General features: G+C 31.8%; 12 protein-coding genes, 3 tRNA genes and 2 rRNA genes. All 17 read left to right on the forward strand.

Going from position 1 to position 12421, the window contains the following annotated elements:
• Positions 1-20: 20 nt before the first annotated feature.
• Positions 21-137, forward strand: a 5S ribosomal RNA gene (gene rrf / locus WBG30_RS11040).
• Positions 138-147: 10 nt separating this feature from the next.
• A tRNA-Asn gene (locus tag WBG30_RS11045) sits at positions 148-223 on the forward strand.
• 4 nt (positions 224-227) lie between these two features.
• Positions 228-344 (forward strand): 5S ribosomal RNA (rrf, locus tag WBG30_RS11050).
• Between the two features lie 7 nt (positions 345-351).
• Positions 352-427, forward strand: a tRNA-Ala gene (locus WBG30_RS11055).
• Between the two features lie 216 nt (positions 428-643).
• The gene (locus tag WBG30_RS11060) at positions 644-1159 is read left to right on the forward strand and encodes a J domain-containing protein (RefSeq protein WP_424504714.1); all 516 of its coding nucleotides are present in this window, start codon (positions 644-646) and stop codon (positions 1157-1159) included.
• A 470-nt stretch (positions 1160-1629) separates the two neighbouring features.
• On the forward strand, positions 1630-2109 hold the full coding sequence (locus WBG30_RS11065; protein ID WP_424504715.1) for an NAD(P)H-dependent oxidoreductase subunit E: 480 nt from the start codon (positions 1630-1632) through the stop codon (positions 2107-2109).
• Positions 2110-2308: 199 nt separating this feature from the next.
• Positions 2309-2539 carry a hypothetical protein gene (locus WBG30_RS11070; protein WP_424504716.1) on the forward strand — a complete coding sequence of 77 codons (231 nt, stop codon included), beginning with the start codon at positions 2309-2311 and terminating at the stop codon, positions 2537-2539.
• An 18-nt stretch (positions 2540-2557) separates the two neighbouring features.
• Positions 2558-4345: an NADH-ubiquinone oxidoreductase-F iron-sulfur binding region domain-containing protein gene (locus WBG30_RS11075; protein ID WP_424504717.1), complete on the forward strand. Its 1788-nt coding sequence runs from the start codon at positions 2558-2560 to the stop codon at positions 4343-4345.
• 61 nt (positions 4346-4406) lie between these two features.
• Complete coding sequence (locus tag WBG30_RS11080) at positions 4407-6164, forward strand: NADH-dependent [FeFe] hydrogenase, group A6 (RefSeq protein ID WP_424504718.1); 1758 nt, start codon at positions 4407-4409, stop codon at positions 6162-6164.
• 327 nt (positions 6165-6491) lie between these two features.
• Positions 6492-7841, forward strand: coding sequence for a bifunctional UDP-N-acetylglucosamine diphosphorylase/glucosamine-1-phosphate N-acetyltransferase GlmU (glmU, locus tag WBG30_RS11085; protein WP_424504724.1), 1350 nt, complete (start codon positions 6492-6494; stop codon positions 7839-7841).
• Between the two features lie 2 nt (positions 7842-7843).
• Complete coding sequence (locus WBG30_RS11090) at positions 7844-8806, forward strand: ribose-phosphate diphosphokinase (RefSeq protein ID WP_424504719.1); 963 nt, start codon at positions 7844-7846, stop codon at positions 8804-8806.
• Between the two features lie 103 nt (positions 8807-8909).
• Positions 8910-9542 carry an L-threonylcarbamoyladenylate synthase gene (locus WBG30_RS11095; protein ID WP_424504720.1) on the forward strand — a complete coding sequence of 211 codons (633 nt, stop codon included), beginning with the start codon at positions 8910-8912 and terminating at the stop codon, positions 9540-9542.
• A gap of 10 nt (positions 9543-9552) precedes the next feature.
• On the forward strand, positions 9553-9972 hold the full coding sequence (locus WBG30_RS11100) for a hypothetical protein (protein WP_424504721.1): 420 nt from the start codon (positions 9553-9555) through the stop codon (positions 9970-9972).
• 148 nt (positions 9973-10120) lie between these two features.
• Positions 10121-11086, forward strand: coding sequence for a gluconeogenesis factor YvcK family protein (locus WBG30_RS11105; protein WP_424504722.1), 966 nt, complete (start codon positions 10121-10123; stop codon positions 11084-11086).
• Between the two features lie 15 nt (positions 11087-11101).
• Positions 11102-12034: a radical SAM protein gene (locus tag WBG30_RS11110; RefSeq protein WP_424504723.1), complete on the forward strand. Its 933-nt coding sequence runs from the start codon at positions 11102-11104 to the stop codon at positions 12032-12034.
• Positions 12035-12105: 71 nt separating this feature from the next.
• A tRNA-Tyr gene (locus WBG30_RS11115) sits at positions 12106-12190 on the forward strand.
• Between the two features lie 135 nt (positions 12191-12325).
• Positions 12326-12421: GTP-binding protein (locus WBG30_RS11120; protein WP_424504551.1), on the forward strand; the 96-nt coding region annotated here is incomplete at its 3' end.

Consider the following 12421-nt stretch of genomic DNA (forward strand, 5'->3'; position numbering starts at 1 on the left):
AATATTCATAAGAAAGAAAGCTTGGTAAGAAAAGCTACGGGGGTACACCTGGTCACATTCCGAACCCAGAAGTTAAGTCCGTAAACGCCGAAAGTACTTAGGGGGCAGCCCCTTGGGAGGATAGGAACTTGCCAAGTCTTTCAAAATGCTTCTTTAGCTCAGTTGGTAGAGCGCTCGACTGTTAATCGAGTTGTCGCAGGTTCAAGTCCTGCAAGAAGCGCCATATGTTTGGTAAGAATAGCTATGGGGATACACCTGGTCACATTTCGAACCCAGAAGTTAAGTCCATAAACGCCGAAAGTACTTAGGGGGCAGCCACTTGGGAGGATAGGAACTTGCTAAACTCAATTTGGGGATATAGCTCAGTTGGGAGAGCGCCGCACTTGCACTGCGGAGGTCAGCGGTTCGACCCCGCTTATCTCCACCAAATAAATTTTTAATCAGGAGTTATTCCTGATTTTTTTATATATTTGACACTTTTTATAAATAAAGGTATAATATCTAGATATTAAATGTGTTATTAAGTTATAATATAGGAAAAGAAATATAATTAAAAAGGAATATACATAAAGTTTATTTACTTGAACTTGTCATGAGATCTTTGAGTTATGAAACTTATTGGACTTCTAGGAGGAATAAAAAAATGATTTATATATTAATGTTTATAGCTGCTATATCACTGCTATTTACAGGGTTAAAAAATACTTTAAAGGCGTTACCGATAATAGCAATAGTTTCAGTTATAATTTTCTTTTTAGGATCAGCTTTTATTACGTTTTTACCAGTTATTATTATATTAATTGTGTTGAAGATGATATTTGGGAAAAATCAGCCTCAAAGAACTACAAGAACATATTATTATAAAAATAAAAATTCAGGGAATGCACAAGATTTTGAAGATTTTTTTAGACAGGCATCAGGAGGTAACTACCAGAGGCAAACAAATGGAGGCCACCCTGGGTATGTTGTAGATAAGGATAAATACTATGCTGAATTAGGAGTAAAAAAGAACTCAACTCCAGAAGAAATAAAAAAAGCTTATAGAGGGATGGCGATGAAATATCATCCAGATAAAGCAAATAATTTAGATGAGGTAACAAGAAATAAGTATGAAGCAAAATTTAAACAAATAAATGAGGCTTATGAAAATTTGAAATAATAGTAAGGGTTACTACATTAAATTGTAGTGACTTTTTTTTTACAAAAAAATTAGGATGAAAATTAGAATTTATTGAAAACAACAACTAGGGAATACAGAATATTATTTGTTTATGGAAAAAACTTAGAAATTAAATTTAATTAGAACTTAATGAAAAAGAAAAAGGGATTTTAAAAATACAGTGGTATAACATTAATGATAACTTTTGTTTCGAAAATTTAATAAAATGATCATAAATTGATATTTAAAATGATAAAATTATTTTTTTTTAAAGTATTAGAATATCATTTCTTAATCATTAATTAGTTTGATGGTCTAAATATAGGCTAAAATGTTTTTTATACAAACACTTTCACGTAAAAAGGCTTAACAAAGAAGTAATAGTACGGTATAATGTCATTGTAAAGTGAAATTAATAACTAAAAATTATGATTAACGTAATTGATTTATAATTAGAAGGAGGAGTAAAAATGTCTTGTAAAAACACACTAAAACAAGAATGTTTTAACCAATTAGATGAATTTATAATTGGATTACCTGAAAAAAAAGGAGCGCTAATCTCGGTATTACATAAGGCTCAAGAAATATTTGGATATCTTCCAAAGGAAATTCAAGAATTTGTAGCGGATAGGTTAGATCTGCCTTTGGCTAAAATATACGGAGTGGTAAGTTTTTATTCATTCTTTACAATGACTCCAAAGGGGAAGTATCCTATCTCTGTCTGTATGGGAACAGCTTGCTTTGTAAGAGGAGCAGATAAAGTTTTAAAAGAATTAGAACAAAAATTAGGAATTAAAGCTGGGGAAACAACACTAGATGGATTATATTCAATAGATGCTTTAAGATGCGTAGGAGCTTGTGGTTTAGCACCTGTTGTATTAGTTGGTGAAGAGGTATTTGGTAAAGATGAAGCCCGTAATATCGATGGGATCTTAGCAAAATATAATTAAAATGGGGGTATCAAAGATGTCTAAAAAGATAACTTCAATGGAAGAATTATTGAAAAAAGGAAAAGAATGTGAAGAGTTAATAAAACTTAGAAAAAAATGAAAAGATTTAGAGGATGTAATTAAGATAAAGGTAGGAGTATCATCAAAAGATGAAAGTGCCATAAAAAATGCCGACTTAGTTATAAAATCGATAGTTGATATGATTGAAGTGGAAGATATAGAAAATATAGCTCTGTATAAAACAGAATTTTTAGGGTATGGAGGAAAGTTTCCAAGTTTAGAAATTATTATTCCTGGTAAAGGGAATGTAGTTTTTGGAAATACGGATTCCGCAGAAGCTATTAGACTAATAAAAAAATACCTTAAAGACACTTCTGAAATAGAGAAGTTTTTAGTAGATAATAATGGTACGAAAAAATGTAATCACTAATTTTAGGAGGTAAAATTGATGGCTTATAAGAAACATGTCCTAATTTGTGGAGGGACTGGCTGTTTATCATCAAAAGGTGGGGCAATAGCTGAAAATATAGAAAATTTACTAGCAGAAAAAGGTTTAAGTGAAGAAATACAGGTAATCAAAACAGGATGTTTTGGATTTTGTGAAAAAGGACCGATAGTAAAGGTTGTTCCTGATAATACATTTTATGTAGAAGTAAAACCTGAGGATGCAGCTAGAATAGTAGATGAAGACTTGATCAAAGGTGAAAAAGTAGAGACTTTATTATTTCGAGATCCTGTTACGAAAAAAAGAATAGAAGATTCTGATCATATGGAATTTTATAAAAAACAACAAAGAATAGCTCTTAGAAACTGTGGATTAATAGATCCAGAAAATATCAATGAGTATTTTGGAAATAGAGGATACCAGGCATTAGGTAAGGTGTTGACAGAGATGACTCAACAAGAGGTAATCGATGAAATGAAGTTATCTGGTCTCCGTGGAAGAGGGGGAGGAGGATTCCCTACAGGTTTAAAGTGGCAGTTTGCATTAAATAATGATGCAGATCAAAAATATGTAGTATGTAATGCAGATGAAGGAGATCCAGGAGCATTTATGGATAGATCTATCCTAGAAGGAGATGCACATTCTGTAATCGAAGCAATGACAATATGTGGGTACTCTACTGGTGCAACCAAAGGATTAGTTTATATAAGAGCAGAATATCCATTAGCTATAAATAGATTGAAAAAAGCAATGGCTCAGGCTAAAGAATATGGAATGCTAGGAAATAATATCTTAAATTCAGGATTTGATTTTGATATTGAAATTAAATATGGAGCTGGAGCGTTTGTATGTGGAGAAGAAACTGCACTTATTCACTCTATGGAAGGAGAAAGAGGGGAACCTACTTCAAAACCTCCATTCCCAGCTGAATCTGGATATTGGGGGAAACCAACAAATGTAAATAACGTTGAAACTTTTGCTAATATCCCTGAGATCATCTTAAATGGTGGTGCATGGTATAAAACAATAGGAACAGAAAAATCATCTGGAACTAAGGTATTTGCTTTGGCTGGAAAAATAAATAATGTAGGTTTAGTAGAAGTACCTATGGGAACTACTCTTAGAGAGGTGATTTTTGAGATTGGTGGCGGAATCAGAAATGGAAAGAAATTTAAAGCTGTTCAAACAGGAGGACCATCTGGTGGATGTCTTACTGAAAAAGATTTAGATATTCAAATTGATTTTGATTCATTGACAGCTATCGGATCAATGATGGGATCTGGTGGAATGATCGTATTAGATGAAGATGATTGTATGGTTGCTGTATCTAAATTCTATTTAGAATTTACAGTAGAAGAATCTTGTGGGAAATGTACACCATGTAGAATTGGAAATAAAAGATTATTAGAGATACTAGAAAAAATAACTAAAGGAAATGGAACTATGGAAGACCTTGAGTTGTTAAGAGAATTATCTGAAACTATAAAGGATACATCGTTATGTGGACTAGGTCAAACTGCTCCTAACCCTATCCTTTCTACTCTAAATAATTTCTGGGATGAGTATGTAGCTCATATAGTAGACAAAAGATGTCCAGCAGGATCATGTGAAGATCTATTAACTTATTCAATCAATGATAAATGTATCGGATGTACAGCATGTGCTAGAGTATGTCCAGTTAGTTGTATTGCGGGAAAAGTTAAAGAAATGCATGTAATCGACACTGAAAAATGTATTAAGTGTGGAGCTTGTTATGATAAATGTAAATTTGGAGCGATTGATAGAGGTTAATCAAAATTAATAAGAATAGAGTCTTGTATCTATTCTAAAAAAGGGAGTGTGTAAAAAACCAATGGAATTAATAAATGTTATCATAGATGGTAAATCAATAGAAGTTCCCAAGGGAGCAACAATACTTTCCGCTGCGGAATCATTAGGAATTTCTATTCCTACCCTATGTCACCTGCAAATAGGTGACAATGGATTTAAAAATGATTGTGCATCATGTAGGATATGTGTTGTAGAGGTTGAAGGAAGAAGAAACTTGGCACCTTCTTGTGCTACACCAGTTCATGAAGGAATGGTAGTAAGAACCAATACAATGAATGTAATGCAAAAAAGAAGAACAATAATGGAACTATTGTTATCAGATCATCCAAAGGATTGTTTATCTTGTTCTAAAAATGGAGAGTGTGAGTTACAGGATTTAGCTGTCCAATTAGGTGTAAGAGAAGTAAGATTTGAAGGAGAAATGTCAACTTATAGACCTGACTACTCAACTTCTATAATAAGAGATATGGATAAATGTATCATGTGTAGAAGATGTGAAACTATGTGTAATGATGTGCAAACTGTAGGAGCATTGTCAGGAATAAATAGAGGATTTAATTCAGTAGTTGGACCAGCATTCGAACAAAACTTAGAAGATAGTGTATGTACTTATTGTGGTCAATGTGTAGCTGTATGTCCAGTAGGAGCACTGCATGAAAATGATCATACTTGGAAGTTAGTTAAAGACTTAGCAAATCCTAAGAAAAAAGTAATAGTTCAAGTTGCACCAGCTGTAAGAGTAGCTTTAGGTGAAGAATTTGGTGGAAAGCCAGGAATAAATGTAGAAGGTAAAATGATAACAGGGCTTAGACAATTAGGATTCGATCAAGTATTTGATACTAACTGGGCTGCTGATGTAACTATAATGGAAGAAGCTTCTGAATTAAAAGACAGATTAGAAAGATTCTTAGCGGGGGACAAGGATGTAAAATTACCATTATTAACTTCTTGCTGTCCAGCATGGGTAAAATTTTTCGAGCATAACTACCCAGATATGCTAGATGTGCCATCTTCAGCTAGGTCACCTCAACAAATATTTGGTGCCATTGCTAAAGGAATATGGGCTAAAGAAGAGGGAATTGCAAGGGAAGATCTTATTGTGGTATCTGTAATGCCATGTTTAGCTAAAAAATATGAAGCTGGAAGAGATGAGTTTAAAGTAGATGGAAATCCAGATGTAGATTATTCAATCTCGACTAGAGAGTTAGCTAAATTATTAAAGCAAGCGAACATAGACTTAAATATATTAGAGGATTCTGAATTAGATAATCCATTAGGAGAATACACAGGAGCTGGAGTTATATTTGGTAGAACTGGTGGGGTAATCGAAGCTGCTACTAGAACTGCATATGAATGGATGACTGGAGAAATTTTAGAAGATGTTAATTTCACCGCTTTAAGAGGGTTTGAAGGATTCAGATCTGCTACTGTAAAGGTAGGAGACTTCGATCTTAATATTGGAATAGCTCATGGTTTAGGAGAAGCTAGAAAAATGTTAGATATGATAAGAGCAGGAGAAGCTAATTATCATGCGATAGAAATAATGGCATGTAAAGGTGGCTGTGTAGGTGGAGGTGGACAACCTTACCATCACGGTGATTTCAGTATAGTTACTAAGAGAGCAGAAGGTCTTCAAAATATAGATGATAACAAAATTCTGAGAAAATCTCATGAAAATAAATTTGTACAATCAATCTATGAAAATCATTTAGGAAAGCCATTGAGTCATAAAGCTCATAAGTTATTACATACTAAATATTTTCCAAAACATAAAATCTAAAATAAAAAAGCCAACGAAATTTGTTGGCTTTTTTATTTTGGAAATTATACTGGTGAATGAGAGTTATAAAAATATTATTAGTTTTTTTATAAATATAAAATTTCTGGAACAAATAAAAAATTGAATTGTAATTGTTTGGGTCTAACATCATTGACTTATTTTATATTTCTTTGAATTTATAAAAAAGAGAGAATGAATATATTATTATTTGGTTATAAATAGAGTATTCTTAATAAAATATTGAAAAGGAAAAGAGGACTTTAAGAATTGAAAATTTCTGACGAATATGCTATACTTCTAGGTATTGAACTGAGAGGTGATGGAAGAATGAAATTAGTTTCACTTATATTAGCAGCAGGTAAAGGTACGAGGATGAATTCTGACTTACCAAAGGTTGTTCACAAAGTAAATGGGGTACCCATGGTAAAAAAAATAATTAACATATTAGATGAATTAATGGTAGAAAAAAACATATTAGTATTAGGTCATAAAAAAGATATTGTTTTGAAAAATGCAGGAGAGCAAAATACCTATGTTGTTCAAAAGGAACAGTTAGGGACAGGTCATGCAGTAATGATGGCAAAAGATGTGTTAAAAGGTTATGATGGAGATGTAATGGTAGTGTGTGGAGATACACCATTATTAAGGTCAGAAACACTAAAAAAACTTTATGATAAACATATAGCTACTAAGGCAGCTACAACTATTTTAACCTCTGTCTATGAAAACCCATTTGGATATGGGAGGATAGTAAAAAAAGATGGTCTTGTGAAAGCTATAGTAGAGCAAAAAGAAGCTAATTTTGAGATACAGGCGATAAAAGAAGTAAATGCAGGGGTATATATTTTTAATAGTAAAAAGTTATTTAAATCACTATCTAAGATGGATAATAACAATGCTCAAGGAGAATATTATTTAACCGATGTAATAAAGATTCAAGTAGAGGAAAAAGAAGTAGTAGAAAGTTTTATCTTAGAGGATAATGAGGAGATTTTAGGAGTTAACTCTAAAGTTCAATTAGCTCAAGCAGAAAGAGTACTTAGAATGAGAAAAAATATAGCTCTTATGGAAGAAGGAGCAATTTTAATAGATCCACAAACTACATATGTGGAAGACAGCGTAAAAATAGGTAGAGATACAATTATTTATCCAGGAGCAGTTATTTGTGGAGAAACTGTTATTGGAGAAAATACAGAGATCATAGGAAATACTAGAATAGTAGATTCTAAAATAGGCGAGAATGTAAGGATAGAATCTTCAGTAATAGAAGAATCAATAGTAGAAGATAGAGTAACTATAGGGCCATTTGCACATCTAAGACCTAAGACTCACTTAAAGGAAGAGGTACATATAGGAAACTTTGTTGAAACTAAAAAATGTACATTAGAAAAAGGCGTTAAAGCTGGACATTTAACATATTTAGGAGATGCTGAAATAGGTGAAAATACCAATATAGGAGCAGGAACCATAACTTGTAACTATGATGGAGTTAATAAACATAAAACGGTAATAGGGAAAAATGTATTTATTGGAAGTGATACTGAATTAGTAGCGCCTATAAATATAGGAGATTCAGCAGTAATAGGAGCAGGATCGGTAATTACTAAGGATGTGCCTGCTAGAGCATTAGCAGTGGCTAGAGGAAGACAATATATTAAGAAGGAGTGGACTAAATAACCATGATTAAGAATGCCAAGGATATAAAGATTTTTACTGGATCGTCAAATGTTAGTTTAGCAAAGAAAATTGTAGAACATTTAGGAGTACCTTTAGGGAAGTCAGAAATACTTAGATTTGCAGATGGAGAAGTTCTTACTAAGATCCATGAAACTGTTAGAGGTTGTCATGTATTTATAATTCAACCAACAACAGAACCGGTAAACGAAAGTATAATGGAATTATTAATATTTATTGATGCGTTAAAAAGAGCTTCAGCAAGAGAAATCAGTGTAGTTATGCCATATTATGGTTATGCTAGACAAGATAGAAAAGCAAGCCCAAGAGAACCTATTACATCTAAATTAGTAGCTAATTTACTTACAACAGCAGGAGCTACAAGAATAATGACTATGGATTTACACGCAAACCAAATTCAAGGATTCTTTGATATACCAGTAGACCATTTTAAGGCATTACCCCTTTTAGCTAGAAACTTTATTGAACATGGATTAAAAGGAGATGACGTAGTAGTAGTATCTCCAGACATCGGTGGGGTAAAAAGAGCTAGACAACTAGCAAAATGGTTAAATTGTAAGATTGCAATCATAGACAAAAGAAGACCAAAACCTAATATGTCTGAAATTATGAACATAATAGGAGAAGTAGAAGGGAAAACAGCTATCTTTATAGATGATATGATAGATACTGCTGGAACTATTACTAATGGAGCGCAAGCTATTATGGATATGGGAGCAATAGCTTCTTATGCATGTTGTACCCATGCAGTATTCTCAGGACCTGCGATGGAGAGATTAGAAGCATCACCACTTAAGAAAATTATAATCACAGACACTATTGAAATACCTGAAGAAAAGAAAATATCTAAAATTAAAATCTTATCAGTAGATAAATTATTTGCTGAAGGAATAAAAAGAGTAATCGAACATAAATCAATCAGTGAATTATTTGAAATAACAAAATAATTTTAAAAGGGAGTCTTTGGACTTCCTTTTTTCTTTCTATCTTGAGGAAAATGATAAAATATGATAAAATATAAAATAAATGTCATAAAAAAAAGAGGTAGTTATGAAAAAATTATTTGAAAGCAGTAATTTAAATTATGAAGAAATTTCAAATATGGTAGCTGATGGAAGCCTAATAATTTACCCAACCGATACAGTGTATGGATTGGGGGCAAGTATTGAGAAAAAAAAATCATTGGATAGGATTTATAAAGTAAAGGAAAGAGATGAAAAATCTCCCTTGATAGCTCTTTTAAGTGACAAAAAATATGTGAAAAAAGTTGCTGTCATAAATGAGATGAATAGAAAAAAAATAGAAAAGCTAATAAAAGTTTTTTGGCCTGGTGGTTTAACAATAATTTTGGATAAGAAGAGGATAATACCTTCTAACATGGTATCTAATGGTACTAGTGTAGGAGTGAGGATTCCGGATCATAAAATATCTATAAAAATCATAGAAAGCTGTGGGGGAATATTGGCTACTACAAGTGCCAATATATCAGGAGAACCTAGCCCTAGGTCATATGCTGAACTCAGTGAAAAGATAAAATCTAGAGTAGAGATAGTGATAGATGATAATGAAACACCTAAAGGAGTAGTATCAACTATAATCGATATGAGAGGGGCTCCTAAGATATTACGTCAAGGTAACATCACACAAATAGATATAGAAAAAATAATAGGGAAGATGAAATAATGGAGGGAATATGAAGGGGCAAAATATGAATGGAATGCAAATGAAAAATATGTCAGGTATGATGGGAATCCAAAATGCTATGCAAAGAATAGGAAAAGGAAAGAGAAAATACACTGTGAAAATGTCTAAACATAATAAAAAATTTTTAGGTAAATTTGTAGAAGAGATTCAAAAACAAATGGGGTCTGAAAATAATCCTCAAATGAAAGGTGTTTTAGATTTTTTAACATATTTAAAAACAGAATGTAATAAAAAAGCTATAACTGAGATCAAGATGAGTTTTGATGAACTAGAATTTTTAAAAAAAATGGTAATAGATTCTGTTAAAGGAATGGAAGGTATGACTTATAAATGGTATCAATTTATCAACAAATTAATGGTTAAAACAATGATTAAATCTAATAGAAGTTTATTAGAAGAGTTAAAATAATATAAAAATTAAAGTAGAACAAAAATATAAAAATAAGGGGTGATTAAACTAAAATTTAATTACCTCTTGTTTTTATATTTAATTTTGTTATAAGAGTACAATAATCTTGTGCTATACTTATAATGGATTAAATAAAAAGAGGTGACTTATGAAAAACAAACCAAAGGTAGTAGTGTTAGGTGGTGGAACTGGTCTCTCTAACTTGTTGAGAGGGTTAAAATATTTTCCATTAGATATCACTGCTATAGTTACAGTAGCAGATGACGGGGGATCTTCTGGAAGATTAAGAACAGAGTTTAATATACCAGCACCAGGTGATATAAGAAATGTTATGATAGCACTTAGTGAATTTGAAAGTAAGGGAGAGGAACTCCTCAATTATAGATTTGGTGGAACTAGTGATCTGGCTGGACATCCAATAGGTAATCTGATGCTGACAGCCATGATAAATATTGAAGGAAATATAGTTGATGGAATAAAGGTACTAAATGAAGTGTTAAATATAAAGGGAACGGTATTACCGGCGACGTCTAGTAGCTGTACCCTTATTGCAGAGATGGAAGATGGCCAGATAGTTGTGGGAGAATCTAAGATACCAGCTGTGAATAAAAAAATAAAGCGAGTATATTTTGATAAGAAACCCAAGGCAGTTAGGGAAACTATAGAAGCGATTGAACAGGCCGATATGGTCATAGTAGGAATTGGGAGTCTGTATACTAGTATCATGCCAAATTTAATTATAGAGGAAATAAAGGATGCTATATTAAAATCAAAGGCTCATAAAATGTATGTATCCAATGCTATGGAACAACCTGGAGAGACTGCAGGTTATAGTGTAGGAGATCATATAAAGGCTATATATTCCCATGTAGGAGAAGAGTTTTTTAATTCTGTCATAGTAAACAGTAAAAAAATTCCAAATGATATTTTGAAAAAATATAAGGAACAAGATGTTAAGGAGATAAAGATAGATTTGGAAAATCTAAAAAAATATTCCCTTAAAATAATTCAAGAACCATTGATAGAAATAAGTGAAAATAAAACGGTAAGACATAATCCATTGAAATTAGCTTCGACTATATATTCATTGGTATTAGGAAAAATGAAACTGTAAAAAGGAGGAAAAAAAGTGTATAAATATATATTTGGACCAGTACCTTCTAGAAGATTAGGAGTTTCTTTAGGAGTAGATTTGGTTATGTCTAAAACATGTAATCTAAATTGTATCTATTGTGAATGTGGGTCTACAACTAAATTTTATAATATGAGGGATAGTTATATAGATATAAATAAATTGGTAGAGGAGCTTAAAGATGTATTACAAAATCTGACTCCTGATTATATAACTTTTTCAGGAAGTGGGGAACCAACATTAAATAAAGATTTAGGTACAATAATTAAAAAAGTAAGAAAAATATATAGTGGTAAAATAGCAGTCATAACTAATTCTAGTTTACTAAATGATTTAGATGTTAGGGAATCATTAGAAGAAGCAGATCTAATCATACCATCTTTAGATGCCGTATCAGAAGATATATTTAAGAGGATGAATCGGCCTATCGAAGGTTTATCGATTAAAAACATCTTGGAGGGAATGACTAAATTTTTATCTACAACTAAAAAAGATGTATATCTAGAAATTTTTATAGTGGAAGGGATAAACGATAGTGTGGAGGAATTAGAAAACTTTGTAGAGTATCTTAAAGATAAAAAAATAACTACAATTCAATTGAATACTTTGGCTAGACCTGGAGCTATAAAGGAAATAAAACCAGCTTCTATAAAAAGATTGTCTGAAATTAGGGAGTATTTTATAAGTTCTGGTTTGAAATCTGTGGAAATTATAAAAAAATATACTTCTAGGGAAGAACTCCCAAAATATAGTGACAAACTAGAAGAATTAATTTTAAATATGCTTAATAAAAGAAAATATAGTATCGATGAGATGGTTGAGTTACTTCAAAGAAATGAAATAGAACTATTTAAATATTTTAATATTCTACAAAAAGAAGGAAAGATAAAAATAGTTGTTGAAAATGATCAAATCTACATAAAATCTTAAAAAAATAATTGACAAAATTTGTATTATTTTATATAATTAATCGTATCTCTGAAGAGGTATAAAATACTCGTGGTTGGATTCCCGAGTGGTCAAAGGGAGCAGACTGTAAATCTGCCGGCTCAGCCTTCGAAGGTTCAAATCCTTCTCCAACCACCATTTTTTAAAACTGCACAAATTTCTTAAACTAAATATTTAAGGGAAGGGTGTGGATTTTTTTTTTAAAACAGTGAATTAGGCCATGGGGTCATAATATAAATTCAAAATAAATTAAATTTTTAGGAGGCTTTAACAATGGCAAAAGAGCAATTTGACAGAAGTAAACCACATGTAAATATCGGAACAATAGGTCATGTAGACCATGGAAAGACAACAACAACAGCAGCAATA

This window comes from Psychrilyobacter sp. (assembly GCF_049671765.1).
Classification (GTDB): Bacteria; Fusobacteriota; Fusobacteriia; order Fusobacteriales; family Fusobacteriaceae; genus Psychrilyobacter.

Coding starts and splice junctions, on each gene's coding strand:
- WBG30_RS11060 (WP_424504714.1), top strand. CDS start 644: ATGATTTATATATTAATGTTTATAGCTGCTATATCACTGCTATTTACA.
- WBG30_RS11065 (WP_424504715.1), top strand. CDS start 1,630: ATGTCTTGTAAAAACACACTAAAACAAGAATGTTTTAACCAATTAGAT.
- WBG30_RS11070 (WP_424504716.1), top strand. CDS start 2,309: ATGATTGAAGTGGAAGATATAGAAAATATAGCTCTGTATAAAACAGAA.
- WBG30_RS11075 (WP_424504717.1), top strand. CDS start 2,558: ATGGCTTATAAGAAACATGTCCTAATTTGTGGAGGGACTGGCTGTTTA.
- WBG30_RS11080 (WP_424504718.1), top strand. CDS start 4,407: ATGGAATTAATAAATGTTATCATAGATGGTAAATCAATAGAAGTTCCC.
- glmU (WP_424504724.1), top strand. CDS start 6,492: ATGAAATTAGTTTCACTTATATTAGCAGCAGGTAAAGGTACGAGGATG.
- WBG30_RS11090 (WP_424504719.1), top strand. CDS start 7,844: ATGATTAAGAATGCCAAGGATATAAAGATTTTTACTGGATCGTCAAAT.
- WBG30_RS11095 (WP_424504720.1), top strand. CDS start 8,910: ATGAAAAAATTATTTGAAAGCAGTAATTTAAATTATGAAGAAATTTCA.
- WBG30_RS11100 (WP_424504721.1), top strand. CDS start 9,553: ATGAAGGGGCAAAATATGAATGGAATGCAAATGAAAAATATGTCAGGT.
- WBG30_RS11105 (WP_424504722.1), top strand. CDS start 10,121: ATGAAAAACAAACCAAAGGTAGTAGTGTTAGGTGGTGGAACTGGTCTC.